The organism is Pseudovibrio sp. Ad13, from assembly GCF_001623225.1.
Classification (GTDB): domain Bacteria; phylum Pseudomonadota; class Alphaproteobacteria; order Rhizobiales; family Stappiaceae; genus Pseudovibrio.
The window spans coordinates 1-26,960 of record NZ_LMCC01000012.1 but is presented as its reverse complement, the minus strand read 5'-3'; the positions used below and the strand labels follow the sequence as shown (position 1 = coordinate 26,960).

Sequence of the window (26,960 nt, the reverse complement as noted above, 5' to 3'; positions counted from 1 at the left end):
GCCTATGGTTCTTTTATATCTTGGTATACGTCTCAAGATGAATAGAGCAATACAGAATTCATCAAAGACGTTATTTGTCCTTTGCGCATTCGCAACCCGTTTTGCCAAAACTGGGTGCCATCAGTTGAGCGAAGTTCACGCAAAGTTGAGCTCACCAACACAAATTCACAGATATTTGCGGTTGGCGCAAAATCTTTCGTTGCAGATAAAACCTAACGTCTTCTGAGGATTAGCGCGCCACCTAGGGGATCTGCCTTACGCATTGGAGAACCTGTTTCATGCTCCTGATACATTAGGCCCACAAACTGAGGGGAATGCATGGTATTTAGGGGTTTAAGAACCCTCTTGCTGCTGCGACCAGAAGCTGGAGGGGCGGGCAAAATTCATGCTGACAATTATGTTCTGCATTTTCCACGGGCTAGGAGGCAATCGTGTCTAATCCTATTTTGATGAATCGTCGTAGCGTGCTGGGAGGCATGGCCGCTACCGGTGCCATTGCAATGGTGCATCCATATTCTGTTCTTGCAAAAGAGAACACCGCGCACTTGCGTTTGATGGAAACAACCGATCTCCACGTCCACGTTGCTCCATATGATTATTATGCTGATCGCCCAATGGACACAGCTGGCCTTGCTCGCACAGCAACTATCATCAAAAAGCTGCGCTCTGAAGCAACCAACACCATGCTGGTTGACAATGGAGACTTTCTGCAGGGCAACCCAATGGGGGATTACATTGCTTACGAGCGCGGCATGCGCGAAGGTGATGTGCACCCGGTCATCAAAGGCATGAACGTGCTGGGTTACGACGCTGGTACATTGGGTAACCATGAGTTCAACTACGGTCTGGACTTCATGATGAAGGTTCTTTCCGGAGCAAACTTCCCAGTTGTTTCCTCCAACGTATCCAAAGGTACCACCCTTGCTTCCAATGGCCGTAAGGATGATCTGTTCCTGAAGCCGTACACCATTGTTGAGAAGAAGATCAAAGACGGTGCTGGCATCGAGCACACGATTAAAGTGGGCTTTGTTGGCTTCGTTCCTCCAATGATCATGAACTGGGACTCCCGTCACCTGGTTGGCAAAGCGAACACTCGTGACATGGTGGATGCTGCGCGTGCATGGGTTCCAGAAATGAAGGAACAAGGCTGCGACCTCATCATCGCGTTGTGCCATGGTGGTATCGCTGGTGGCGAACATGAAGACGGCGCTGCAAACACTGCACTACACATCGCTGGTGTTGAAGGCATTGATGCTCTGTTTACGGGTCACCAGCACGATGTCTTCCCGGGTCCTAGCTATGAAGGCATTTCTGGCGTTGATGCTGTCAAAGGCACGCTGCAAGGCAAACCAGCTGCTATGGGTGGTTTCTGGGGTTCTCACCTTGGTGTCATCGATCTGATGATTGAGCGCGACGGCAACAACGGCTGGCGCATTGCAAACTTCACCACAGACGTACCGTCTATCTATAAGAAAGAAGGTCGTAAGCGTATTCCTCTTGTTACCAGTGATGAAGAAGTGCTGGCAGCGGTTGAGGATGATCACCAAAAGACACTTTCTTATGTGCGCCGCGCTGTGGGCAAATCCTCTGCTCCGCTGCATTCCTACTTTGCACTGGTGGCTGATGATCCGTCTGTTCAGATCGTTTCCAAGGCACAAACCTGGTACACCAAGGAAATGCTTAAGGACACCGAGTGGGCTGGCCTGCCAGTACTTTCTGCTGCTGCTCCGTTCAAAGCAGGTGGTCGCGGTGGTGCGGATTACTATACTGACGTTGCTGCTGGTGATATCGCAATTAAGAACGTTGCTGACCTTTACCTTTACCCGAACACAACACGTGCAGTGCTGATCACCGGTAAAGACGTGAAGGAATGGCTTGAGCGTTCTGCTGGTATGTTCAACCAGATTGAAGCAGGTAAGAAAGACCAGGTGTTGCTGGACGCTGAGTTCCGTTCTTACAACTTTGATGTGATTGACGGTGTTACCTACGAAATCGACCTGACACAGCCTTCTAAGTATGACGGTAAAGGCAATGTTGCGCATCCAGATTCTAACCGTATCGTGAACCTTCAATTCGAAGGCAAGCCAATCGATATGGATCAGAAGTTTGTTGTTGCAACCAATAACTATCGCGCTGGCGGTGGCGGTAATTTCCCTGGTATCAACGATGATGTGATCATCTTTGTTGGTCCGGACACAAACCGCGATGTGATTGTTCGCTACATTGTAGACCAGGGAACGATCAACCCGTCTGCTGATGCGAACTGGAAGTTCACACCTGTAGCTGACACGACTGTTCTGTTTGAGACCGGACCTGCTGCTGAAAAGCACATGAAAGGTGTGAAGGGCGTTCAGATTGAGGCTGCCGGTGAAGGCAAAGACGGTTTTGCCATGTACCGCATTACGCTTTGATTTTGACTGGGGCGTAGCGTTATCTGAAAATCGGAACCACTTCGCGGCGATACGCTCTAAGTCTGAATGACTTACATGATTTTGGGAAGGTGGGGCCATGAGCTCCGCCTTTTCTTTTTTCGCAAAAAGCGAGAAGTATCAGTGTTTTAAACGCTGTATTTTACATTTTTAGAAGAATTTACTGTCAGGCTTTCATGAACCGGAGGATCTGACAATGAGTGTTACGCAATTATGTTATCGCAGCCGCATTCATTGGCCTGCGCTTCGCTATAGCCTCGATGAGGAAGTCGAGCGGTCGTTGACCCGTATTCGGCGCGTCAATTCGATGGCAGGTGTTACCGGCGCTTTGATCCTGACAGACAATCATGTTTTTCAGCTTTTGGAAGGCCCTTGGCCCTTAGTGAAGCGAACGTTTGAGTGTGTGCTTGAAGATAAGCGGCATTCTGATCTGACCGTACTCTCCAATGAAGAGCAGGATTTCAGGCTCTTTCATAACTGTTGGATGCATTTCTGCGATCTTCGTGAGGAAGCAGATAGTCAGTATCCCAAGTTTTTCGGCAATCTCCTTGCCCATCCTGACCGCACCTGTAGCGAGGAAGTGATGGAGTTGCTGCTTCTGCTCTCAATGAACATGAGCGAAAGTCAGCTGACCAGCCGCCTTGCACTCATGTAGTCCCAATACTTGTTCCCCAAGGTGGCATGACCACCGCTCCCAGACGCTCTTAAAGGCACCTCTCCTCCCACTGCCTTTAGGAGCGTTTTCTTGTGGTTTGCGACTGGATGCCACTTTGCACCCTGCCCTATCCTGCTTCACAAGTAGCGCTGATGATTTGTGTGTTAGAACACGTCACGTTCATTAACATTCACGCGGCGTGCTCTAACATCTTTGGTGGAGCGAATTCTTCTCGTTTAATTGAATCCAATCAAACGGAACGCGCTCTAGGCCTAAGTGGGAAATCAGGTATGTCTGTTGAAACAGAGAAGCGAAACAAAGTGATCGGTTGTATCCTCTGCGGTGGGAAGTCCCAACGCATGGGCGGCTCTGATAAAGCATTACTTGACCTGAATGGCACGGCTTTGCTGGAACATGTTGCTTCCCGCTTGCATGGGCAAGTCGCACAGAGTGTTTTAAGCGTGAATGAGCCAAGTGACCTTCACGAAAGTTTGGGACTGCCGATGCTTTCAGATGAGCTTGAAGGTCATCTAGGGCCATTGGCTGGTGTTCACAGTTCATTGAGCTGGGTAAGACAAAACGCTCCTGACGCATCCGATGTTGTGACTGTGGCAGTTGATACGCCGTTTTTTCCAACGGACCTGGTGGAGACGCTTGCTGCCAACAGAAAAGCGAATGCTGGCGCCCCAATTATTTGCTCCAGCGGTGGGCGCGACCACTTTGCATTTGGCTTGTGGCCTGTGGCCTTAGCAGACCCTTTGAAAGAGTACCTTTTGAAGGGTGGTCGTAGCATCAAAGGCTTTTTTGAAAACCATCCGCCAGTCATCGTGGAATTCAAACTTCAGAAAGCTGTTGATCCCTTCTTTAACATCAACACGCCAGAAGATGTTCCTGTCGCACTTGAGCATCTTGCTCAATTACAGGTGCAATAGTCGTCAAAACGATCAGATGCCTGTGAGATCTTTGATTTTTGCCAAATCCTAAGGCGTGACTCTGGTAAATAAAGAAACACGCCCACTCAAGTTTCCGGAATAGACATGAACACGAAAACGCCCAGTCTGAGCTTTGACGAAGCCCTTTCTCATTTGCGAGGTTTAGGTCACTGCAAAGTCACTGCAGAAGAAACATCGCTTTACGAGGCGTATGGCCGTGTTCTTGCCAACGACATCATTGCAACCTGCGACCTTCCTCCGCTTGATAACTCTGCAATGGATGGTTACGCGATCGCTCAAAGTGGGTCCGAGCAGACATCCTTTCCGGTGGTCATGGAAATCTTTACTGGCTCCATGCCGGAAGCCGCGCTGAAACCGGGAGAAGCTGCTCGGATTTTTACGGGAGCACCGGTTCCTGAAGGAGCCGATTTTGTTGTTCCTCAAGAAGATTGCTCTGAGAGTGAAAGCGATGGAATACGTTTGGTTCAGCTTTCTCGGAGCTATTCGACTGGCTGTAATATCCGTCGCAAAGGTGAAGACCAGACTAAAGGCGCACCTATAGTGAAAGCAGGTACTGTGCTGCGCCCGCAGGAGATTGCCGCGGCTGCCTCTATCGGTATTGGCCAACTCCAAACATACCGCCGGCTGAAGATTGGTGTATTTTCCACGGGCAATGAACTCATCCGTCCGGGAGCAACGCGGCAGGACGGGCAAATTTTCGACACGAACCACTTCCTGCTGCGCGGTATGCTTGCCAATTTGCCGGTAGAGCTGGTGGATCTCGGCATTCTGGCAGATCAACATGATGTTGTGGAAACTGCGTTAGAATCAGCCTCTAAAGAATGTGATGTGATCCTGACCTCTGGCGGTGCTGGAGGTGGTGATAAGGATTTTGTCTCTGCAACGCTCTCCAAGCTTGGCAAGACCACCTTCTGGCACTTGGCTGTTAAGCCGGGACGCCCGTTCATGGTGGGCGAACTGCCTGATTGCGTCTTTATCGGCCTTCCGGGCAATCCTGTGGCAGCCACTGTCGCCTTCGCATTCCTTGCGCGCCCGTTGATTGAAGCGCTTGCCGGGGCTGACTTCATTGAAGCGCCGCGCCAATACATCGCTGCAGATTTTGAGATTTCTGGCCGCAAAGCCGGACGCCGTGAGTTTTTGCGCGGGCGCCGGGTGGTTGAAGATGGCACTCTTAAACTGACCAAGTATCACAGTGACGGATCAGCCTTGTTATCTTCTCTCACTTTCGGCGATGGTTTCATTGAGTTGACAGAGGATATGACTTCTGTTCGCAAGGGTGATCTTGTTCCGTTCATCAGCTTTGATGAAATTGGCCTTAGGTAACTCTGCAGGCTCGCATTTTCAGAATCGCGTGCGAGCCATTTTTCCACGCCTAGATCACTGGTTGCAATTCTAACAAGTTTGCCCTCAAAGCTGCGAAATATTGCAAGATATTACCGCGAAGCATCGTCATTTTGCTATTAATTAGCCTAATATGCCCAGTATATAGGTTGATCTACGGATACTTTTAGTGAAACATAAGCTCCGGTTATGCAGGGGCCTACCTAAAGAAACCCTGCCAAGATAATTAATTCGGGGACATAATATGCGTATTATGCGTTTGGCAGCAGTAGCAGCAATTGCGTTGGCAGCAGTTTCTGGCGCGGAAGCAAAAGAATGGACAAAGGTTCGCATGGGCACCGAAGGCGCCTATCCTCCATTCAACTATACCACCGCTGACGGAACACTGACTGGCTTCGACATTGAGATTGGCAATGCTCTTTGTGATGAACTGAAGCTTGAATGTACATGGGTTACTCAAGACTGGGACGGTATCATCCCTGGTCTGGTTGCTGGCAAGTACGACACCATCCTTGCTTCCATGTCCATCACTCCAGAGCGTATGGAAAAGATCTCCTTCTCTGAGAAGTACTACAACACTCCTCCAGGCATCGCAGTACGCAAAGATTCCGAGCTGAGCGAAGCCTCTCCAGAAGGCCTCAAAGGCGTTCGTCTTGGCGCACAGGGTAGCACCACGCACTCTCAGTTCGCTGAAGAGATCCTGAACGGCTCCGACGTTGCGCTTTACCCAACTTCTGAAGAGTACAAGCTGGATCTGGAAAATGGCCGTGTTGACGCTGTGGTTGACGACGTGATGGCTCTGGAACAGTGGATCAGCTCTGACAAGGGTTCTTGCTGTAAGATCCTTGGCACCATGCAGTCCGTTGAAGAGATCCACGGTAAAGGCGCGGGCATCGGCGTTCGTAAAGGCGACGAAGACCTTGCAGCTCTGTTCACCAAGGGCATCGCTGCTCTGCGTGCAAACGGCAAATACAAAGAAATCAACGACAAGTACTTCAAGTTCGACGTTTATGGCGAATAAGAGTAACTTGGCACTCAACTGATTTATCAGCTGACGGTTTTTGAGACCCTCGGGTGCTTTGCCCCCGAGGGTTTTATTTTGCCAATTTGACTAGTCAAAGTCACCAGTTTGGCAGAATGGCTCATTTAGTCGCTCAAAATGGCGAATTGTAATTGATTCCGGGAAGGTTCAAATCCGCTCTTCTGAGTGTGAAGGGACATAGTTTTCTCACTTAGCTCAGAAAGCGGGAGAAATATTTCCTCCACACAACTCGTCGAATTAACGGATATCACTTCACAATAACGGCACATGGCGCATTTTTCTTCCGATATCTCCGTTATTTCAGTTGAAGTCCTGCGCATTTTTTATAGTGTCCTTGGCAACAAATGCAGAGCACAACCAAAATGGCCACTCTGCCAAAAAGAACAAGGATACACGGATGTCTTTTGCCCGTATGGCGCTTGCCACACTTATGAGCTTCACAGCAGTTTCAGCCCTTCAGGCAGATGAGATCACCAAACTGCGTATTGCGACAGAAGGTGCTTACCCTCCATTCAACTTCACAGGATCAAATGGTGTTCTGACTGGCTTTGATGTTGAGATTGGCAATGCACTTTGCGCTGAGATGAAGGTTGAGTGTGAGTGGGGCACTCAGGAGTGGGATGGCATGATCCCAGGTCTGGTTGCTGGCAAATACGATGCGATCATCGCCAGCATGTCCATCACGGAAGAGCGGCTAGAGCGCATTTCGTTCTCTCGCAGCTATTACAACACGCCATCAACCATTGCAGTGCCTAAGGATTCTCCCGTTTCCGATATCACTCCTGAAGCTCTAGAAGGCCTTTTGGTTGGGGCACAGGGCGGCACCACGCACTCTGTTGTGGCGGAAGAGATTTACTCCGACGCTGATGTGTCGCTGTATCCGACCTCTGAAGAGTACAAGTTGGATATCGAAAACGGTCGTCTGGATGCCGTGATTGATGATTTGGGTGTTTTGCAGAGCTGGGTGGATTCTGAAGCAGGTTCTTGCTGTAAAATCATCGGCTCTTTGCCAATCCAGCCTGAGTTACACGGTCAGGGCATCGGTGTTGGCGTTCGTAAAGGTCAGGAAGAGCTGGCAGATCGCTTCTCTCAGGCTATTCTCGCAATTCGTGAAAACGGCACCTATAAGACGATCAATGACAAGTATTTCTCTCAGGATGCGTTTGGCGAGTAACAGCTGAAACGAGCCAAGAAAGATTCGAAGCTGGGGAAAGTTTCTGTGATGCATCACCGTTTTGTGGAACAACCATGCCCAAAACTGATCAGAATGGAAACTTACTCCTCTCAAGATGGAATGAATTGGCTATTTTCTGCTGACACCCCTACTCAAATAGGTTGAAATCTTATTTCTTCCATTTAAATATGCGCCCCGGCTGTGCAGGGAGCCATCTTGATGACCCCTGCCAAGAATTTACAAAGGGGAATACAAATGGGCTTTATGCGCTTTGCCACTGTTGCAACACTCGCACTTCTTGCTTCAACTCAGGTTCAGGCAAAAGAATGGACCAAAGTCCGAATTGGTACTGAAGCCTCATACCCTCCATTTGCCTACACCACTGCCGATGGCAAGCTGGTTGGCTTTGAGATTGAACTGGGCAACGCGCTTTGCGCCGAACTGAAGGTTGAATGTGAATGGATGCCGGTTGACTGGGACGGATTGATCCCTGGCCTCGTTGCAGGCAAGTACGACACGATCATGGCATCTATGTCCATCACACCAGAACGGAAGCAGCGCATTCAGTTCTCTGAAAAGTACTACCAGACCCCTCCGGGAGTGGCAGTACCAAACGATAGCAAGATCACTGAGGCCTCCATTGAAGGAATGTCTGGTGCTCTTGTCGGCGCGCAGGTTGGCGCGACACACGCAGTGTTTGCTGAAGACATTTTGACTAAATCAGAAGTGTCTCTGTACCCTACTGCTGATGAATATAAACTCGATTTGGAAAGTGGTAGACTTGACGCTGCAGTTGATGACGTAGTTGTTCTTTCTGACTGGTTGAAGTCAGAGGAAGGCAATTGCTGTAAACTGCTCGGTACCATGTCACCTATTCCAGAGATACATGGTGAAGGCGTTGGTGTAGGCGTTCGTAAGAACGACCAAGACTTGGCAGACCTATTCTCCAAAGCGGTTATTGCTTTACGCGAGAATGGAAAGTACAAAGAGATCAACGACAAATATTTCGACTTTGACGCCTACGGAGAGTGATGGCGTCAAGCTGCAATACACTCTGACGGCGGGACTTGTTTCCCGCCGTTCTAAAAAGAATAGGGGCAATCCCCGTAATGAATGAATTTTTTGCATTCTTGCCCAACTGGGCTGCCGAGATCGGTCTTGGCATAGTAAATAGTGAAATTTTCACACTCTTGTCCTTTGGGGACATGGGCTGGGGCGACGAGATAGCACTTGGCGTTGTTATGACCGTCTCCCTTGCGTTGGCAAGCCTTCCCATTGGCTTGCTTTTGGGGTTTCTGCTGGCGCTTGCGAAGAAGTCCGAAGAGCCTTCTCTCCGCGCAGCAGCCAACATTTACACGACAATTTTTCGGGGACTTCCCGAGCTTCTAACCCTTTTCCTTGTCTATTACGGTGGTCAGATCCTCATTCAACAAGTGCTTGCACTGTTTGGGGAATTCTATTTTGAAGTGAACGCATTTCTGGCAGGTATGATTGCCCTGTCGCTTGTGTTTTCTTCCTACGCTTCCGAAGCTTTCCTTTCTGCCTTCCGCGCAATTAACAAAGGCCAGTATGAAGGCGCGAATGCGCTCGGTCTGGGATACGTGCAGACCATGCGTCTGGTTATCCTGCCGCAGCTCGTCCGCCTGTCCTTGCCCGCGCTGAGCAATCTGTGGCTCATCTTGCTGAAAGAGACATCTCTGGTCTCCATTATCGGTCTGGCGGACATTATTCGCTATTCCAATATGGCAGCGCGGACCACCAAAGAACCGTTCCTGTTCTTTTCGGTTGCTTGCGTGATTTATCTCGTTCTGGCTGTGATCTCTTCCGGTGGCATTTCCCGCCTTGATGCATGGGCTAAACGCGGGGAGATCTCCAGATGAGTGATGCATCTATCGGCGCTCCGGGAAGCTACGTTCAATCTCAGGCCATTCAGGCGAAAGCCCCTCCTCCGTCTCCGACATCCCGTCCGTGGACGCCAACGCGTATTGTTGGCACCACCTGGCTGACACTTTGGATCGTCAGCGGACTGGGCATTGTATGGTTCCTGCTGAATTCAAACAGCGTTGCATTGGTGTTTGGCGGCGAAGGTCTGCTGCCTGTTTCTCTCACCCACAATGCGAAGTTCCTGACCAAGTATGGTGAGAAATTTGTTTCAGGCTTCATCATCACACTGAAGCTTGTTGGCGTTTCCATGTTGCTGGGCGTTCTGCTTTCCATACCGATGACCTTCATGCGGATGAGCAAGAACCGTGTTCTGGGTGGCATTGCGTATGGCTATGTCTATTTCTTCCGCGGTACGCCGTTGCTGGCGCAGGTGTTCCTGATTTATTATGGCGCGGGTACGTTCCGTGAGCCACTGGAATCCGTTGATCTGTGGTGGTTCTTCCGGGATGCATGGAACTGTGCTGTTCTGGCGTTCACGCTGAACACCGCTGCCTATCAGGTGGAAATCCTGCGAGGTTCCATTGAGAACATTGCCAGAGGACAGTGGGAAGCTGCGTCTGCGCTTGGTCTTCCGAAGTGGGTGACTTTCTGGAAAATTATTCTACCGCAGGCTCTGATCGTCTCTCTGCGCCCTTATGGTAACGAGATCATTTTGATGATCAAAGGCTCTGCGATTGTAGCGATCATCACCATCTACGATCTGATGGGTGAAACGCGTCGTGCGTTCTCACGGACCTATGATTTCCAGGCGTATGTTTGGGCTGCGATTGCTTATCTGGTGATGGTGGAGACATTGCGCCGGGCATGGGATCGCATTGAGGCTCGTTTGACGCGCCACCTAAAAAGATAAGCCAATAGGCAGAGATAAATACTTGAAAGCGCGGGTCCAAAAGCCTGCGCTTTTTTCATTGGTACACCTAAGGCTCGTTGCGTTCAGTAACGCTCACGCATCGCGCTCCCGCATCTTTGGTGGAGCGAATTCCTGTTGTTTGGTTGAATACAATAAAACGGAACGCGCGCTCGTGAATTTACGTGGTATCTGCTGGTGAAACTGGTAGTGTTGCTGCGCTCTGATTCAAGATTATAAGGATAGTCCGATGGCAAAGGTCGCGTTTATTGGTTTGGGTGTTATGGGATACCCAATGGCGGGTTTTCTGGCCTCACGTGGTGGGCATGACGTTACCGTTTACAACCGGACAACAGCCAAAGCAGAGGCATGGGCCAAAGAATACGATGGCTCCTTCGCTCTGACCCCTCAGGAGGCCGTTGAGGGTTGTGACGTTGTTTTTGCTTGTGTTGGCAACGACAACGATTTGCGCTCTGTCACGACTGGCGAGAACGGCGCCTTTCACGGCATGAAAGCTGGCGCTATCTTCGTGGACCACACCACAGCTTCGGCTCAGGTGGCTCGCGAGCTGGATGAGGCAGCGCGTGCGGGGGGATTTTCCTTCCTTGACGCGCCCGTCTCAGGTGGGCAGGCAGGTGCTGAGAATGGCGTTCTGACCGTTATGATTGGCGGTGAGGAAGACATCTTCAATCGCGCAAAACCGTTCATCGATTGCTTTGCAAAGTTTGCCGGTTTGATGGGTCCCGTTGGCGCTGGTCAGCAGACCAAGATGGTCAATCAGATTTGCATTGCTGGTCTGGTGCAGGGTCTGTCTGAGGCAATTCATTTTGCGCAGAAGTCCGGCCTTGATGTTGAGAAAGCTATTTCAGCAGTGCGCGGCGGGGCTGCTCAGTCCTGGCAAATGGAGAACCGCTGGGAGACTATGCGTGAGGGAGAGTTTGAGCATGGCTTTGCGGTGGACTGGATGCGCAAGGACCTGAAGATCTGTCTTGAGGCAGCTGACGAGGTTGGCGCACGCCTGCCGGTGACAGCACTGGTCGATCAGTTCTACTCAGAGGTTCAAGGCATGGGCGGTAATCGCTGGGATACCTCCAGCCTGATTGCCCGGCTGAACAACGCCGACAAGAAGTAAGAAAACACAAAGCCCCGATCAGATGACCGGGGCTTTTTAATTCTCAGCTTTGCCGAACAAGTCCTATGACATGTTCGCTTTTGGCTTTTCGGCGATGATGTAAGACAGTGGCAGTTCAGTTGTGTACTTGATCTGCTCCATCGCAAAGGACGTGGACACGTCTGCGATATTTACCTTTGCAATCAGCCGCTTATAGAAATCGTCGTAGGCATCAATGTCTGGCACGGCAACGCGCAGCAGGTAGTCTACCTGTCCGGCCATGCGGTAGAATTCCACCACTTCCGGGAACTCTCGGATGACATCTGCAAATTTGCGGAGCCAGTCGTCGGTGTGTTCGTTGGTGGTGATGGCGACGAAAGCGGTGACTTTGGCGTTGACCTTCTTTGGGTCAAGCACTGCAACGCGGCGGGTGATGACGCCGTCTTCTTCCATCTTCTGGATACGGCGCCAGCATGGGGTGGTTGATAAGCCGACGCGGCGACCGATCTCAGCTACGGGAATGGTGCTGTCTTCTTGTAGAATGGACAGAATGCGACGGTCGATCCTATCGATCATATTATACCCCTATCTCCCACCGGAATTATTGTTTGGCGCAAAATCATTGCAGGAAGCATAAGGTCATGTGAAATGTTATTCCAGCTTCAAACAGCAAGATTTATGCAGGAATATAGGTTTTCGTTCTACGTATAATTAAATTCATGAAATTTATTTTCATCAAGATGGATTTTAGCGGGAGCCAAAGAAAACCGTTCTCATATTTATAGGCACATAAAAAAAGAATCTCTCAAATCAGCTCAAAAGACGGCTTACTTCTTCTTTCAGGAGCGGAAGCAGCTCATTTTCGAACCAGGGATGCTTTTTTATGTGGGCATTGTTGCGCCAGGACGGATGAGGGAGCGGGAGAACGCAAGGGCCGAGGCCCTGGGCGTGGCGCTCGACTGTCCTGTCCCAGATTGATCGAAAATCAGCAATTGTTTCCCAGAGGCGTTTTTTGGTCAGCTCGGGCATGTGGTAGGCCTGTGCGTAGCCACCTATTGCCAGCAGTGTTTCAATCTGTGGCATATTGCTGAATATTTCTTGATGCCAAGTCTTCTTGCATTCCGGCCTCGGCGGCTTGTCGCCCCCTTTTGTGTCCAATCCCGGAAAACACAGGCCCATGGGGATAATTGCAAGTTTGGCGGGGTCGTAGAAAACCTCTTCACCTATGCCCATCCAGTCGCGCAGACGATCTCCTGACGGGTCTGTAAACGGTTTACCAGAGGCGTGGACGCGCGTTCCCGGTGCCTGACCGCATATGGCGATACGTGCTGTTGAGGACAGCACAACAACGGGCCTTGGCTCGTGTGGCAATGGCTGGCGGATGGGCTGCTCTACACAAACCCTGCACGCGGCAATGCGCTCTCTTAAGCGCTGGAGGTCTCTTTCATCACCTGAAGGGCTGCCTGCACACCCGGGCGCTCTGTCATCTTTGCATACCATCTGCGTAGATTACCAAGTTCCTCAGGGACTTGCAGCTTAATTACGCGAGCAAAGTTGATTGCTGCGAACAATGTGATGTCAGCGATTGAATACCGGTCACCGGCAACAAACTGATTGTCTGCCAGTTGCCTATCAAAAATGGCCAGTGTCTCCAGAACTTTAGGTCTGTTCGCCTCTCCCCATTCCTTGATCTGCGGCTGCTCCAGCGGAGCCATGGCCGGATTGGTGTGGCGGAATACCTGAGAAATCTGACTTAACAGCCTCAGATCAGCGCGCCGGTTCCACATCTCAATCAGCGCTCTTTCCTTGGCCGTCTGGCCCAGCAAAGGCTTGAGTGGGTTCATTTCTTCTATGTAGCGACAGATGGCACAGCTTTCGGATATCGCTGTTCCATCCTCCAGCACGAGCACGGGCAATCGCTGAAACGGATTGATCGCTTTAAACTCATCTGCCTTCAATTCGCCATGCATGAAATCTACGTAGGCAGTGTTAACCTTAACGCCCTTCTCAGCAAGGAACAGAGTGACGCGAAAAGGGTTAGGTGCTTGCCTATGGCTATAAAGTTTCAACGGTGCCTCCCAACAACCACGAGCTGTTGCCCCTACAATCTAAAAGAGAATCTGTCCCAAAATGGGGCAAAAACCTAGCATTTTTTAGACCCTGTAAACTCAACATTAACCTTATGAATCAGAGCAATCTTAAGAGATCATGTTCATTCTGGTCAAAAGAGCAAGTATCCCGTCAATCTATTGGCACACAGAGGCCGAGAATACATGAACAACGGATCGTCGCAGAATAGTAAGGACAAAACAACTATTAATCGTGCCCGAGCAAATCGCCGGCGCGAGGTTGCACGTACCGTAACGGATGCTCGCGAACGTCTTGGCACCGTTGAGGGCGTGAGACCCAGTTTTGAAGCTGATCTTATTTTGATGTTCGTGAAGAACAGATTGTCCGTGGCCTACGCCATGCCGATGATCGCCATTGTGGCTGCGACCATCTCAAGTGTATGGCTTCCTGTGGAAGTGGCCGGAGGCTGGCTAGCCGCCATGCTGATCGCTCACTCCCTTATTCTTCTTTCTACAAAACGGATGGAAAAAAGCTTAGCTCAGGAAGGTGATCTGCGCTCAATTCGCAGAGAACTTTTTGCTGGTGATATGCTCTATGGCATTGTTTGGGCTATCTTTTTCATCGGAAACCTGCAGTTCAACACGGATTACGGGTTTGGCGTTTTCCAGTTTGCGACCATGCTGATTGTCATTGCCATGGCGACCATGTTGTCGTCCCCTCTCCCCGGCGCTTTGCTGGCTGCCACGGCCCCGATTACGGGCGCACTGATCTTCAGTTTCTGGCAGTATGACAGCATGCCTCATTATGCGATGGGGATGATGGCGATTGGGGCGCAGCTGTTCTTTTATATCCTCAGCAAACAGTTGCATAACTCTGCTTTGACCTTGCTGGAATACCGTGCAGAGAAGGACCATCTGATCTCCGAGATGGAACAGGTGAATGCAATTTCTCAGGAAGCGCGGCGGCGTGCTGAGGAAGCGAACCTGGCTAAAACACGTTTTCTTGCGACAATGAGTCACGAATTACGCACACCTCTGAATGCGATTCTCGGGTTCTCTGAGGTGATGAAGGACGAAGTTCTTGGCCAGATGCATAATAAAACCTATCTGGATTACTCCAAGGATATCAATCAGTCTGGTGAGCATCTGCTCAATCTGATCAATGAGATTCTGGACCTGTCGCGCATTGAGGCAGGCCGCTATGAGTTGCAGGAGGAACCAGTCTGTCTGCGTGACGTGGCAGCGGCCTGCAAGCACATGATGCATATGCGGGCAGCGGCGAAGAACATCGAGATTCATGAGATCTACGAGAGTGGTCTGAGCAAAGTCTGGGCCGATGAAAAAGCCCTGCGCCAAATGGTGCTGAACCTTTTGACCAATGCCGTGAAGTTTACGCCTCCTGAGGGAGAAATCTCAATTCATGTGGGCATCGACAATTCAGGCGGTCAGTACATCAGTGTAAGCGATACAGGTACTGGTATTCCTGAGGAAGAGATCCCTGTGGTGCTGCAGGCTTTTGGTCAGGGCACGCAGGCCATTCAGGATGCGGAGCAAGGCACCGGCCTTGGCCTTTCCATTGTGCAAGCGCTGGCGCATATGCATGAGGGCGAGTTCAAGCTGGCCTCCAAATTGCGTGAAGGAACGCAGGCGACAATCTCGCTGCCAGCCAAGCGCGTGCTGAGCCATATCGACCCGATCCCCACTCCAGACCCGAGTACACGCAAGGATAGAGAGCCCTTGCTTCGTGCAGGCTAAGGGTATACGTTCCTAATTTGTTCTAGGTGCGCATATTGGGGGGATGTATGCTTCGTGGTTCATGCCATTGCGGTGCAGTTCAATTTGAATTTCGTGAAAATCCAGAATGGCTGACAGAGTGCAATTGCTCTGCCTGTCGTCGTTACGGCACTGTTTGGGCGCACGGATCACCCAGGAATGTGAGCATTGAAAAAGCTCCTGATGCGACATTCACCTATATTTGGGGTGATAAGATGATCGCGTTCCATACCTGTAAAACCTGCGGAAACACCACTCACTGGTCCGATCTGGACGAGGATTATGACCGTATGGCAGTCAACACACGGCTGGTGCCTGCTGAGGATGTGAAAGACATCCCTATCCGACATTTTGACAGTGCTGATACGGGGCAGTTTCTGGATTAAACCCATTCCCTTTTCATCGTGATCCTGCACCCTGCTTTGCTTTGGGTTTAAGGATCGACGCTTCTATTCATTTACCTATTCATTTACGGGGAGAAACACATGTTACGTGGCTCATGCCATTGCGGTGCAGTTAAGTTTGAATTTCGTGAAAAACCAGAGTGGCTGACGGAGTGTAATTGCTCTGCCTGTCGTCGCTACGGCACCATCTGGGCGCATGGCTCGCCCAAGAATGTGACGATTGAAAAAGAACCTGACGCGACCTTCGCGTATGTGTGGGGCGACAAGGGCCTTGAGTTCCATACCTGCAAAACGTGCGGGAACACCACGCACTGGGCGCCGGTTGATCCTGACGGGGATAAAATGGCGGTGAACACACGGCTGGTGCCTGCTGAGGATGTGAAAGACATCCGTGTGCGCCACTTTGATGGTGCTGATACCTGGCGCTTTGTCGATTAGCGCAGCTCATCAAACCAACGTTTGCGTTGCTATGTGCGTTGGTTTGAAAGGAAAGCGTTTTTCCTGCGTTATTTGCTGAAATTGAAAAAGGCCGCCTCAACTCGTCTGAGTGAGGCGGCCTTTCTTCAATTTATTCCCCTCCTCGGCGGAGGGGTTATTCTCAAATTAGTCCTGAGCTGCAACGCCTGCATCAGCGAAGGTCGCCATGCCTGTATGCGTTGCTGCTGCTGCTTTGATGATGCCAGCTGCGATGGCTGCACCGGAACCTTCACCCAAACGCATGCCCAGATCCAGAAGAGGCTTGCCGCCCATCTCGGTCAGGGCGCGGCGGTGTGCAGGCTCAGCGGAGGCATGAGAGAACACACAGTGCTCTAATGCGGTTTTATCCATCTTATAAAGGATGGCAGCGGCGGCGGAGGTGACGAAGCCATCAACAACGACAGGAACCTGCTGCATGCGCGCTGCAAGAATAACACCCGCCATTGCTGCGATTTCGCGGCCACCGATCCGGCGCAGAACTTCCAGGGGCTCAACTTTGCCCGGTCCGCCGATCCGCTGCACAGCTTGCTCAACAACAGCAATCTTGTTTTTAAGCGCATCACCCTGAACACCAGTGCCCGGGCCAACCCACTCTTCTGCAGTGCCGCCGAACAGCGCGTAGAAGATGGCAGCTGCTACAGTGGTGTTTGCGATGCCCATTTCGCCAAGGCAGAGCAGATCAGTCCCGCCGGAGATCGCTTCCATGCCGAAGGCCATGGTCGCTGCGCACTCAGATTCTTCAAAAGCGTCTTCCTCGGAGATGTCCGGGGTTGGCATTTCGAGTGCCAGTTCGAACACTTTGAGGCCAAGGTCATACGCAATGCAAAGCTGGTTTACGGCTGCGCCGCCTGCAGCAAAGTTGGAGACCATCTGCGCGGTCACTTCTTTCGGGAAAGCAGAAACGCCTTTGTCAGCAACGCCATGGTTTGCGGCAAACACAGCAACCAGTGGGCGGGTGACTTTTGGCATTGGCATGCCCTGCCAGGCTGCCAGCCATTCCACCAGCTCTTCCAGACGGCCCAAAGAGCCTTGAGGCTTCGTCAACTGCGCATCGCGTTTCTTCACCGCCTCAATCGCTTCAAGGCTTGGACCGGGCATTGCACCCACCAGGTTTCTGATATCATCGAATGGCAGTGCAGACGTTGCAAGAGACATACGCTTCTCCGAACTTAAAGCAGTTCTCATTCAGGTTGGATCAGTTGAACTGCTTTAGCTTTTGTTTCCGCGCACCTTTGATCCGAAAACCGGTTTCCACTTTTCGGAGATGCACATTAGTTGACCCGCAAAATGAATTTTTGCGCCTTGTTGTTTGCGCAGATCTATAAGCCACTGGAGGCAGAATACAAATGAGACTTATCAACTATTTGTGGTTTCCACGGCTTTGCAAACTACAAATTGTTGATTTAGAGCTTGCGCATTCATGCGCCATGCTCTGAAATCTTTGTGTTTGAGCGAATTCTTATCATTTGATTGAAATAATCAAATGGAACGCGCTTTAACTGAATTCAGAAGCTCTTGATGCCTGTTTCATTTCTGTGAGAACCATCATGTCCGACGACAAACATTCAGAAGATTCTCTTCCCACACCTTCCTCCATTTTGGCCGAGGTGGCGGAACTGGTGCGCTTCTTCTCCCGCATTCCTCTGCCGAAACTTGGGAGCTGGGATGATTTGAGCACAGCACCGGATTTTCGTATGCGCGCACGCAGCATTCCGCTAGCGGGTATTGTCATTTCACTGCCAAGCATGCTGGTGTTGCTCATACTCTCCCAAAGTGCTCTGTCGCCTGCCATTATTGCGCTGCTTGCGGTTGCTGTGGCGGCGGCTGTGCAGGGCTGCCTGCATGAAGACGGCCTTTCTGATGTGGTTGACGGGTTCTTTGGAGGTCATACGGCTGAGCGGCGGCTTGAGATCATGAAAGACAGCCGTATTGGGGCTTTTGGCACAGTGGCACTTGTGCTTTCCCTGAGCCTGCGCTGGCTGCTGCTTTCCATGTTGCTGGAGAGATTTGGCGGCATGGGCGCGGCGCTTGGCTATCTGGCAGCGGAAACGACTGGCCGGGTTGGCATGATCTGGATCTGGAACACGATGCCGCCTGCTTATCATGGCGGACTATCCACCCGCTTTGGCATCCCCCAAAACAGTGCTGTCTCCTGGGCCGCGGGCTTTGCCTTGCCACTGCTGATCATAAGCTTGTTCTACCTCAGCTTCTGGCAGGTGGCGTTTGGGGCAGCATTCAGCTTTGTGGTGGTCGGTGCCTTGGCAAAACTGTCTCTGGCAAAAATCAAGGGCATCACTGGTGATGTTTTGGGGGCTGCGCAACAAGTTGGTTCACTGGGCTTCCTGCTGGGCGTCCTTGCTGTTTAGAGCCTGCTGCGTGTGCTTGCCTGAAAACCGGAGCAGCGCTTTTAAGAAACCATCATTGTGCAATCTTTTGCTAGCATTTTAGCTTTATTCTACGCGCATTGATTGCCTAGAACACGTTTGACTTACTGATTGAACCTTACGGGCTCGGAGAAATCATGAAGCTTTCTTTTGCTTGCGCACTGTCTGCATTAAAACGCGCTGCCACTGTTGCACTGGCCGCTGCCGTCCTTGCTGGTTGTGCCTCCCGGCCCGGACCAGATGCCTTGCGTGTTTCTTTAGAGGAAGCGCCGGGAACCAGAGAAGTCAGCATGCTCATCGCCACCACACGCGCACGCTCTGACGTTCCTCACCAACTTTACTCTTCAGGACGCTCTGAAGGCGTGGACTTTGGGTCGGCGACCATCTCCATTCCGCCAACCCATAAACCGGGCCGGATTGCATGGCCGTCTTCCTCTCCGGGCGACCCGAACACTGATTTTGTGGTGCGCCAAGCCTCTTACATTGATGGCAATGCCGCCTTTCAAAAAGAGATAAACCGCGAGCTTGCAACGCGCTCCGGGAAAGAGCGTGAGGCAGTGCTGTTTATTCATGGGTACAACACCCGCTTTTCTGAAGGTGTTTTCAGACTGGCGCAAATGGCAGCTGATGCAAAAGCAAACCGCTTGCCCATTTTGTTCACCTGGGCCTCAGCGGGTTATCTCACAGACTATATTTATGATACTAACAGTGTTGCCATTGCGCGAGATGGACTGGAGAAAGTCCTCATTGATCTGACCAATTCCAATGCGCAGCGTATCACCATTGTGGCTCATTCTCTTGGAAACCTGCTGCTTCTGGAGACCTTGAGGCAAATGGAGCTTCAGGGTAAAGGGCTTTTGAAGAATAAAAAAGTCACCGTTGTCATGGCATCTCCTGACATCGATATTGATGTTTTCGAAACAATGATTACCTCTCTTGGGTACAGAGCAAACCCTGTTTTCGTTCTGGTCTCGCGTGATGACCGGGCACTGCGCTTCTCTCGCAGGCTTGCGGGTGGTAAAGCGCGTGTTGGTGATGTGGAAGACGATGAAAGGCTGACCAAACTTGGCATTGTTGTTATTGATCTGACAGAGGTTGAGTCACAAGATTCGATCAACCATGACAAGTATGCGCAGCTTGCTCAGTTTGGCCCTCAACTCGTCAAAGCGCTTGAACAGGGCAAGCAGAACAGAAACAAACAAGGTATTGGCGGGCGCCTTGGCAATGCCGGACGCAGCTTTACCGAGTTCCTTGGCCACACAGCCAAGATTGTGGTGAGCACACCCGGATCAGTTTCAACGCGCCCTTAAGACGCGCGTTGGAGCCCCAGCGATTTTGTAGGACTTTATTTTGTCAGTCACTTTAGAACCACCTGCCAGCCCTTGTTTAAAACTGTGTAAGCTGGATGAAGACCGGAGGATGTGCGTGAGCTGTTGGCGCCTTTTGAGTGAGATCGCCGGATGGGGGTCCCTCTCCGCACAAGCTCAACATGATGTGCTGGCAAAGCTCCCTGCCCGGAAAGCCAGATTTCTCACGGTAACACAGGAGGATGTACAATGCGCTGGACGATAGGCCTTGTCATCCTTATTGGCGCAATGGTGATTGGCGTTGCGACTGGTTACCTTGGAACACCTGAGTTTTTGGGCGACAAATTTCAGGAGGACGGGCCGCGCCTCGTTGCCCTGCTCGCCATGGGAATTGTGATTGGGATGGGCGTGCTCATCCGCCGTCCAAAATTCCGCGAAGTTTTTGGCGCAGTCGTCTTCTGGGGTGGTTTGGCTCTGCTGCTGATTATCGGCTACTCGTACCGCTATGAGCTGATGACCGTTCGTGACCGTGTGATGTCCGAGCTGTTCCCCGGCTCCATCTCGCAAACAGCAAGCGGCGAACTGGTGATTTCTCGCGGCATCAACCATCAGTTTTTCATTGATGCGCAGGTGGATGGCACCTCTGTCGATATGCTGGTGGATACAGGTGCCTCCCATATCACCCTGTCTTATGGCGATGCCCGCCGGGTTGGCATCGATACGCAGAACCTGTCCTTCACAACACCGGTTTCGACTGCCAACGGCATGGGTTTTGTGGCCCGTGTGCGCTTGCAGGACATGCAGATTGGAGACTGGGACCTAAACGATGTGCCTGCCTTTGTGGCGCAAGAGGAGATGCTCTCCACCAGCTTGTTGGGCATGAGCGCCCTGAACACATTTGCCAGCTGGCGCGTGGAAGGCAATCAGCTGATCCTGAAGGCTCGCTAAACAATCATCTGATGTCAGATAAAAGAAAGCCGCCGACATTGCTGTCAGCGGCTTTTCATGTTTCTACGAGAGGCTGGCTTACAGCAGGCTGATAGTAAACCGGGCGCAAGCGATGAGCAGGAAGACACCGAACGCGACTTCCAGCTTGCGCTTTGGCAGATTGTGCGCGAAGTGCGCGCCCAGTGGGGCCACGTAGATTGTGATTGGAATGATCAGCGCCACGGCCAGCAGGTTGATGTAGCCAACAGAGAACGGTGGAAGATTGGGAGCCCCCCAACCTGCGGCGACCATGCCAAAGACCGCCGGAATGGAAATCAGCACTCCAACACCGGAGGATGTTGCAACAGCCTGATGGATCGGACGGCCAAACAAGGTCATGAAGGTGTTGTTCATAACGCCGCCGCCGATGCCCATGAGCGTTGAGAAGAAGCCGATCAGCACACCAATGAGCGCACGCACCGGATTGCCCGGAATATCGTTGCCCAGCTTCCAGCTTTCACGGTTGAACAGCATGCGCATGGCGACCACGAACGCGATCACAGCAAAGATGCCCTTGAGCGTATCCCCTGAAACGAGCGCAGCAACATAAGATGCCAGCAGCACGCCAATAGGCACCGGAATAATCCAGCTTTTCAGCAAGGACAGATCCACAGCGCCCTTCTTTTTATGCGCGAAGAAGGACCGTAGAGACGTTGGGACGATCACTCCCAGAGAGGATGCCACCGAGATGTGGACCACGACGTCAGGATCAACGCCCACTTCCGTTAAAATGGTCACGAGAACCGGCACAAGGATCGCGCCGCCTCCGATACCAAACAATCCTGCCAGAAAACCTGCTAGTGCGCCGGAGGCAACCAATGCCGCTCCGAAACCCAGCATAGACGCTGTAATCATGTCCATGCTGCCCCTCCTCAATTCCAAACAAATTTTTCTACACGTACCCTTGTCCGAAAACTAGCGTCCATTCTTCGGGAATACGCATCCCTCAAGCGCACTCTTGTCCGAAAACCGGTAGCCACTTTTCGGGAGTGCGCTTTAAATCAATGCGGCCTCTTTTTGCTCGCGTGCTTCGCGCATTACACTTTGATGGTGTAATACGGCGGCCAATGCATCTTCCAGCACCTCAATGCCAGCGCCTGTCTTGTTTGCATCCACCGTCATGATACGGCGGAAATGACGAGCACCAGGAACGCCTTGGTATGTTCCTAAAATATGGCGGGTGATTGACGCCAGCTTTGTGCCAGCGCTCAGTTCATCCTCAATATAACTGCGGTAAAGGTCCATCGCCTCAACAGGAGAGATTGCAGCAGTTTCTTTTCCGTAGACCACGCGGTCCACTTCAGCCAGCAACATCGGGTTTTGATAGGCTGCGCGGCCCATCATGACGCCGTCCAGCATTTCCAAATGCGCTGAGGTCTCTTCCAATGTGGCTACACCGCCGTTGACGCCGATAAACACGTCCGGCAAGCGCTGCTTCAGGCGATAGACAAGGTCATAATCCAGCGGCGGCACATCGCGGTTTTCCTTCGGGCTCAGGCCTTTCAGCCAGGCCTTGCGGGCATGCACCCACAGTGCGTCCGTGCCAGCTGCGATGACTTTATCTGCCAGCGCATTCAGCGCTTCCTCCGGCTCCTGAGCATCCACCCCAATGCGGCATTTGGTGGTGACGGGAATAGACACAACATCCTTCATGGCAGCAATGCCTTCCGCTACCAATTCAGGTTCCAGCATGAGGCAGGCACCAAACTTGCCGGACTGTACCCGGTCAGACGGGCAACCCACGTTGAGGTTGACCTCATCGTAGCCCCAATCTTCCACCATCTTGGCGCACTCGGCAAGCGCTTTGGGATCAGAGCCCCCCAACTGGCAGGCAACTGGTTGCTCATCTTTAGAAAACCGAAGATGACGGTCCCTGTCGCCATGGATCAAAGCGCCAGTAGTGACCATCTCAGTATAGAGCAGCGAGTTCTTGGAAAGGACACGATGAAATGCACGACAATGCCTATCCGTCCAGTCAAGCATCGGCGCGACCGCGAAGACAGACTGATTGATATCATAGAGTTTTTTTGTTTTTTCAATCATTTAGCATTCCTAGAACTCTATCGAATTCGTACCGTTTCTGTCCGTTATTGACTATCGCGTCCCTTCTGGTACGAATAATTCGTACTCGAAAAGGGCGGTTCGTACCGATGGGCACTATAGTCTCAAAACCACGCAAAGATGGCAGTATCTCACATTGCGCGCAGATACTCATCAAGCGAAAAGGCAAAATTGTCCATCGAGAAAGCAAGGTCTTCTCCCGCAAGAGGGCAGCCCAAGCATGGCTCAACAAACGAGAGACCGAATTATCGCTTCCAGGTGGGCTAGAACAAGCCCAAAAACCCTCGAAGACTTTAGGGGAGGTAATAAAGCGATACATCGAAGATCACAACAAAAACATTGGCCGCACAAAGTCTCAGGTTCTGGAGACTATTCGAGAGCAACATGCGATCGCAGACCTGGACTGCACTGAGATCCGGTCCGAGCACATCGTTGAGTTTGCAAAACAGCTTTCTCAAAACGTCCAGCCGCAAACAGTCGGCAATTATCTCTCCCATCTTTCAGCGGTGTTTTCCATTGCACGTGCTGCATGGGGCTTCCCTCTCGACAAGCAAGTCATGGAAGACGCTCACATCGTGTGCAAGCGCCTTGGCATCACGTCAAAATCCAAGCAGCGGGAGCGCCGACCGTCACTGGAGGAGTTGGACAAGCTGCTAAAGCACTTTTGCCTGAGCCAGACAAAATACCCAGGCAGCACTCCTATGCAGCAGATTATCCCGTTTGCTCTTTTTTCTACGCGCCGTCTTGATGAGATTTGTCGATTGACGTGGGCTGACTTCGACAAAGATCACAAACGCATCTGGGTGAGAGACATGAAGCACCCCGGCGAGAAGATCGGAAATGATGTTCTGGTTGATCTGCCAGACCGGGCAATCTCTTTCCTTGAAAATCAAGATGAAGTTGACGAGAAGATTTTTCCATACAATCCGAGAACCATCTCAACGACTTTCACGAGAGCCTGCAAGGTGCTTGGCATTGAGGATCTGCACTTTCACGATCTCAGGCATGAAGGCATTTCGATCTTGTTTGAGAGCGACCTAACGATCCCTCATGTCGCAGCTGTTTCTGGCCACAGGAGTTGGACTTCTCTGAAGCGTTACGCTCACATTCAAAGCAAGGCAGATAAATATGAGGATTGGGATTGGTTGAATATGCTTTGACATTCAACCTCCTACAAATTAGCGATGATACATAGCATTCACTCATGTCACGCCACCCAGACGTAAGTTGACAACCTAGGCAACCGAAGAATGGCCATCAATACTACACTTAAAATAATATTATTTTTATTTTTACTGAACAAGTCTAAGTACGCATACTCGTATATATATAATCTCGTTCATACGTACACTAACCTTCACCCTGCTGTAATGAATGCAATTTCAATTGCTATACTATTTACATCATTCGCTGTATTCATGTACGCCTTCGAACTTACACTAAATTATATACTTGAGACCACCAAAGAAAACAGCACACTTCTCAAGAGAGTATTCCACTCCAAAGCTGCAATGACTATGTTAGTTGTTCTCATTCTGGCTCTGCCACTGTTACTTAATCTAACTGCACACATGAGCACAAACGGCATAAAAGATTACTATTTCTGGGTAGGACTAGGTGCCGTACCCATTCTTTATATTAGAGTTTTACGTGCCCTTCGCGACAACATTTTAAATAAGCAAACTCCTCGTATCTCTACTCACAATGATAGCAATGTAGATACTGAAGGAAATAAACCTGGATCAAGCTAATCTACTTGAGTGAGAAAGCGAGGCCGTTTCAGGCAAAGTGGAAGTTACAAAATATGGTTATCCTGCTCTCACCTATCTGGAACTGCAATTCAAAAGCCCGCCCAAGGCGTGTTAGGTTGAATTTACAACTTTAAATATATAGGCAAAAATAATTACCTCATTTTGAGAGACGGAGAATATTTATGAAACTGAAGATTTTATCGACTGCTTTAATATCGGTAGCGATCACAGGTTGCGGGATGCCTAAGGGGGAATTGATAACTCGGCCCGCCAATGGTTATGATAAAATAGTTTTCCAAAATACCGCCCGAGTTAAGGGTGCACCTCTCACGGAGTATACTTTTAGTACTGGAAGTGTATTCGTCCAAGATAGAACGATGAAAGGTGTGCCAGTATATTGCGGTCCAATGACTATTAACGTCACCCTACTAATGGAAGCTTGTATTATTTATGATGGAAACGACACGATACAAGTTAATCCGACACAAATGCGTCAAGCGACACGAAACCTTCCGCAAGGTACGATTAAGCACATTAAAGCCCAGCCATAACGACCCAAGAGCAACCGCCCCGCATGGAGTGTGGGCGGCTTTGGGCCGAAACAAGTCAAAGTGCTAGAAACAGGCGTTGGTTTACCCCTAAATGCTGCGTCCAACTAAGGAGGCAGGCCTCAGAAAGCCCCTCACAGTACAGCACCACCGAAAGCTAGGTTTGACACTTCGTTATCTCACATTCACAATGAGAACAAATAAAGAACAGAAACCAAGAGCTCATTGAAGACGGGCAGCGCAACAGTAAAGAAGGAGCTGTTCTGGCAGCCGAAGAGGCCTATGACAGCAACCGCTCATGAAGCAAATCTCTGGTTTAACGTCATGCCATTCTGCGAGTGCCACTTAATGCTCTGTTAGGCAACATCAGGTGAGCTAACTCACGTGCACTTTCCCTGTTTCGTCCATATCAGGACAAACAAGGAGAAAAATATGTCATTAACCCGATCTGCCAAAGTAGTACTCGCTGCAACTGCGATTGCTGCAATTGTGGGCGCACAAACCGCTTCAGCTAACCGTGCAGTACTCGTTTATCAAGACCTTTGTAATGATAAAATTCCTCTCACGCCGACTGTTCTTTCCTGGCTTACAAACCCTGATTACGGTCAAGATTATAACTCAATCTATGTTCTTTCTAATGTAGGGGGCATATTTCCGGTCACAAAGAACGCACCTGATTTCAAAATGGTGAAAGATCTTTTTGTATTAGGTCATGGCAACTGTTCCAATATCTTCGGCCTAACTTCTGTGAAATTTGCACTTATGATGATGGATGCATTTGATGGAAACGTGCCCGATAGCATTAGGTTGGGCTCTTGCCTAAGTGGTGACCTGGATTCTGACAACCCAGCCTCATATTTGACACTAGCGTTTCCAAAAACCAGTATCAAAGCATTCAGTACGAAAACCGGTATTCTTGGCAATGGAAGTCAATTCCCTAAGGATTGGACTTTCGGACAAACGGCTTATTGGCGAACAGATGCTGTCGTCGACCGAATAGATCTCTTACGTGATAACATTGAGGCAAAGTGGCTCGCAAAAAAGGAGGGTGCAACCAAGAATACCTGCACTGAATATTTGAGTAAAGCAGCGCTTGATCGAAAGCAATTCAGCTTTGAAGGCTTTGCTGACCTGATACTACAAGAGTTCAGCGATGCCGATGCGCGGATGGGGAATTATGATATTGTAGAGCTTTTTTCTTATAATAACCCCCCTGGTTTAACAGCGTGTGGTGCAGGCCTACCGTTCTCCAGTAAGGATGAACCATGTGCAACCGCTCATTATACCCCACCACCACCCCAATAGGTGATGAGGCCTCTCATTACCCCACATAACGTTCCACTAGCGAGAGGGGCAGGATGACTGCTCTTCTTTGCTTGCCGTCGATCATGATGGCGTTTTGGGATTGGCAGGCGGCGGGGAGTTTTTGCAGGGCTAGTTTCCAGTTGCCGTGCCATTGGGTGAGGCGGAAGACCTCCCACAGGTAGTCGTGATCGTAGGCGATGGCGACGCCGTCGGGGTAGGCATGGGGGCGTAGTTTGATGCCCAGTTGTTCCATGCGGCGGGCGCCGACGTCATCTGCCAGGGCGAAGGCCAGGGCAATGCGGACGGAGAGGTTTTTGCCACAGGTGAAGTTGATCAGGTGGGTCAGGCAGCCATCGGGATCATCGGCGGCGGTGCCGGCCACCTGGTATACGCCCTCC

General features: G+C 50.8%; 27 protein-coding genes. 20 read left to right on the top strand and 7 right to left on the bottom strand.

From position 1 onward, the window contains the following. Nucleotides 1-476 precede the first annotated feature (476 nt). From PsAD13_RS13255 to PsAD13_RS13210, 10 genes are all read left to right on the top strand, one after another. On the top strand, nt 477-2,411 hold the full coding sequence (locus tag PsAD13_RS13255) for a bifunctional 2',3'-cyclic-nucleotide 2'-phosphodiesterase/3'-nucleotidase (protein ID WP_082597169.1): 1,935 nt from the start codon (nt 477-479) through the stop codon (nt 2,409-2,411). Nucleotides 2,412-2,625: 214 nt separating this feature from the next. Continuing rightward, on the top strand, nt 2,626-3,084 hold the full coding sequence (locus PsAD13_RS13250) for a BLUF domain-containing protein (RefSeq protein ID WP_084404718.1): 459 nt from the start codon (nt 2,626-2,628) through the stop codon (nt 3,082-3,084). A gap of 290 nt (nt 3,085-3,374) precedes the next feature. After that, nucleotides 3,375-4,016: a molybdenum cofactor guanylyltransferase MobA gene (mobA, locus tag PsAD13_RS13245; RefSeq protein WP_084404717.1), complete on the top strand. Its 642-nt coding sequence runs from the start codon at nt 3,375-3,377 to the stop codon at nt 4,014-4,016. A gap of 105 nt (nt 4,017-4,121) precedes the next feature. Further along, entirely contained in the window at nt 4,122-5,360 is a 1,239-nt protein-coding gene (glp, locus tag PsAD13_RS13240; protein WP_063318459.1) for a gephyrin-like molybdotransferase Glp, read from the top strand. A 262-nt stretch (nt 5,361-5,622) separates the two neighbouring features. Continuing rightward, nucleotides 5,623-6,399: a transporter substrate-binding domain-containing protein gene (locus tag PsAD13_RS13235; RefSeq protein WP_057465987.1), complete on the top strand. Its 777-nt coding sequence runs from the start codon at nt 5,623-5,625 to the stop codon at nt 6,397-6,399. Between the two features lie 418 nt (nt 6,400-6,817). Continuing rightward, nucleotides 6,818-7,594 carry a transporter substrate-binding domain-containing protein gene (locus PsAD13_RS13230; RefSeq protein WP_063318516.1) on the top strand — a complete coding sequence of 259 codons (777 nt, stop codon included), beginning with the start codon at nt 6,818-6,820 and terminating at the stop codon, nt 7,592-7,594. Nucleotides 7,595-7,849: 255 nt separating this feature from the next. Then, nucleotides 7,850-8,626, top strand: coding sequence for a transporter substrate-binding domain-containing protein (locus PsAD13_RS13225; protein ID WP_057465986.1), 777 nt, complete (start codon nt 7,850-7,852; stop codon nt 8,624-8,626). 173 nt (nt 8,627-8,799) lie between these two features. After that, the gene (locus PsAD13_RS13220; RefSeq protein ID WP_063318515.1) at nt 8,800-9,474 is read left to right on the top strand and encodes an ABC transporter permease; all 675 of its coding nucleotides are present in this window, start codon (nt 8,800-8,802) and stop codon (nt 9,472-9,474) included. Next, nucleotides 9,471-10,388: an ABC transporter permease gene (locus PsAD13_RS13215; protein ID WP_063288311.1), complete on the top strand. Its 918-nt coding sequence runs from the start codon at nt 9,471-9,473 to the stop codon at nt 10,386-10,388. Before PsAD13_RS13220 ends, PsAD13_RS13215 begins: the two co-directional genes overlap by 4 nt. A 247-nt stretch (nt 10,389-10,635) precedes the next feature. Continuing rightward, nucleotides 10,636-11,517, top strand: coding sequence for an NAD(P)-dependent oxidoreductase (locus PsAD13_RS13210; protein WP_063293176.1), 882 nt, complete (start codon nt 10,636-10,638; stop codon nt 11,515-11,517). 63 nt (nt 11,518-11,580) lie between these two features. Here PsAD13_RS13210 and PsAD13_RS13205 read toward each other — a convergent pair whose 3' ends face one another. The 3 genes from PsAD13_RS13205 to PsAD13_RS13195 all read right to left on the bottom strand — a co-directional run bounded on the left by PsAD13_RS13205 (nt 11,581) and on the right by PsAD13_RS13195 (nt 13,565). Further along, complete coding sequence (locus tag PsAD13_RS13205; protein ID WP_057465982.1) at nt 11,581-12,072, bottom strand: Lrp/AsnC family transcriptional regulator; 492 nt, start codon at nt 12,070-12,072, stop codon at nt 11,581-11,583. A 234-nt stretch (nt 12,073-12,306) separates the two neighbouring features. Next, nucleotides 12,307-12,840, bottom strand: a complete 534-nt coding sequence (locus PsAD13_RS13200) for a uracil-DNA glycosylase family protein (RefSeq protein WP_084404723.1) — start codon at nt 12,838-12,840, stop codon at nt 12,307-12,309. A gap of 80 nt (nt 12,841-12,920) precedes the next feature. Beyond that, nucleotides 12,921-13,565: a glutathione S-transferase gene (locus PsAD13_RS13195; RefSeq protein ID WP_082826840.1), complete on the bottom strand. Its 645-nt coding sequence runs from the start codon at nt 13,563-13,565 to the stop codon at nt 12,921-12,923. A 204-nt stretch (nt 13,566-13,769) separates the two neighbouring features. Here PsAD13_RS13195 and PsAD13_RS13190 point away from each other — a divergent pair, with 204 nt between their 5' ends. From PsAD13_RS13190 to PsAD13_RS28105, 3 genes are all read left to right on the top strand, one after another. Next, complete coding sequence (locus PsAD13_RS13190; protein ID WP_275078087.1) at nt 13,770-15,320, top strand: HAMP domain-containing sensor histidine kinase; 1,551 nt, start codon at nt 13,770-13,772, stop codon at nt 15,318-15,320. Between the two features lie 47 nt (nt 15,321-15,367). Next, complete coding sequence (locus PsAD13_RS28110; protein WP_208986612.1) at nt 15,368-15,724, top strand: GFA family protein; 357 nt, start codon at nt 15,368-15,370, stop codon at nt 15,722-15,724. Between the two features lie 99 nt (nt 15,725-15,823). After that, nucleotides 15,824-16,180: a GFA family protein gene (locus tag PsAD13_RS28105; RefSeq protein WP_208986610.1), complete on the top strand. Its 357-nt coding sequence runs from the start codon at nt 15,824-15,826 to the stop codon at nt 16,178-16,180. A 165-nt stretch (nt 16,181-16,345) separates the two neighbouring features. On the opposite strand, the gene cobT is transcribed toward PsAD13_RS28105, so the two are convergent. Beyond that, complete coding sequence (gene cobT, locus PsAD13_RS13175) at nt 16,346-17,374, bottom strand: nicotinate-nucleotide--dimethylbenzimidazole phosphoribosyltransferase (protein WP_063318458.1); 1,029 nt, start codon at nt 17,372-17,374, stop codon at nt 16,346-16,348. Between the two features lie 392 nt (nt 17,375-17,766). On the opposite strand from cobT, the gene PsAD13_RS13170 reads away from it, so the two are divergent. From PsAD13_RS13170 to PsAD13_RS13160, 4 genes are all read left to right on the top strand, one after another. Next, the gene (locus tag PsAD13_RS13170; RefSeq protein ID WP_063303741.1) at nt 17,767-18,585 is read left to right on the top strand and encodes an adenosylcobinamide-GDP ribazoletransferase; all 819 of its coding nucleotides are present in this window, start codon (nt 17,767-17,769) and stop codon (nt 18,583-18,585) included. Nucleotides 18,586-18,740: 155 nt separating this feature from the next. Next, the gene (locus PsAD13_RS13165) at nt 18,741-19,913 is read left to right on the top strand and encodes an alpha/beta hydrolase (RefSeq protein WP_063318457.1); all 1,173 of its coding nucleotides are present in this window, start codon (nt 18,741-18,743) and stop codon (nt 19,911-19,913) included. A gap of 40 nt (nt 19,914-19,953) precedes the next feature. Then, complete coding sequence (locus PsAD13_RS27335) at nt 19,954-20,175, top strand: DUF1289 domain-containing protein (protein WP_275078086.1); 222 nt, start codon at nt 19,954-19,956, stop codon at nt 20,173-20,175. Further along, entirely contained in the window at nt 20,160-20,858 is a 699-nt protein-coding gene (locus PsAD13_RS13160) for a TIGR02281 family clan AA aspartic protease (protein ID WP_063288306.1), read from the top strand. Before PsAD13_RS27335 ends, PsAD13_RS13160 begins: the two co-directional genes overlap by 16 nt. A gap of 78 nt (nt 20,859-20,936) precedes the next feature. Here the strand turns inward: PsAD13_RS13160 and PsAD13_RS13155 are convergent, their stop codons facing one another. After that, the gene (locus PsAD13_RS13155) at nt 20,937-21,758 is read right to left on the bottom strand and encodes a sulfite exporter TauE/SafE family protein (RefSeq protein ID WP_063303739.1); all 822 of its coding nucleotides are present in this window, start codon (nt 21,756-21,758) and stop codon (nt 20,937-20,939) included. Nucleotides 21,759-21,893: 135 nt separating this feature from the next. After that, a complete protein-coding gene (gene dusA, locus PsAD13_RS13150) occupies nt 21,894-22,940 on the bottom strand; it encodes a tRNA dihydrouridine(20/20a) synthase DusA (protein ID WP_063303738.1) in 1,047 nt (348 codons plus the stop codon). Between the two features lie 107 nt (nt 22,941-23,047). Here dusA and PsAD13_RS13145 point away from each other — a divergent pair, with 107 nt between their 5' ends. The 3 genes from PsAD13_RS13145 (at nt 23,048) to PsAD13_RS13130 (ending at nt 26,562) form a co-directional block, all read left to right on the top strand. Further along, complete coding sequence (locus tag PsAD13_RS13145; protein WP_063318456.1) at nt 23,048-24,118, top strand: site-specific integrase; 1,071 nt, start codon at nt 23,048-23,050, stop codon at nt 24,116-24,118. A 773-nt stretch (nt 24,119-24,891) separates the two neighbouring features. Then, complete coding sequence (locus PsAD13_RS13135; RefSeq protein ID WP_063318454.1) at nt 24,892-25,260, top strand: hypothetical protein; 369 nt, start codon at nt 24,892-24,894, stop codon at nt 25,258-25,260. Between the two features lie 429 nt (nt 25,261-25,689). Beyond that, on the top strand, nt 25,690-26,562 hold the full coding sequence (locus PsAD13_RS13130; protein ID WP_063318453.1) for a hypothetical protein: 873 nt from the start codon (nt 25,690-25,692) through the stop codon (nt 26,560-26,562). A gap of 16 nt (nt 26,563-26,578) precedes the next feature. Here the strand turns inward: PsAD13_RS13130 and PsAD13_RS27810 are convergent. Next, on the bottom strand, nt 26,579-26,960 hold a 382-nt coding region (locus tag PsAD13_RS27810), incomplete at its 5' end, for a hypothetical protein (RefSeq protein WP_193777052.1).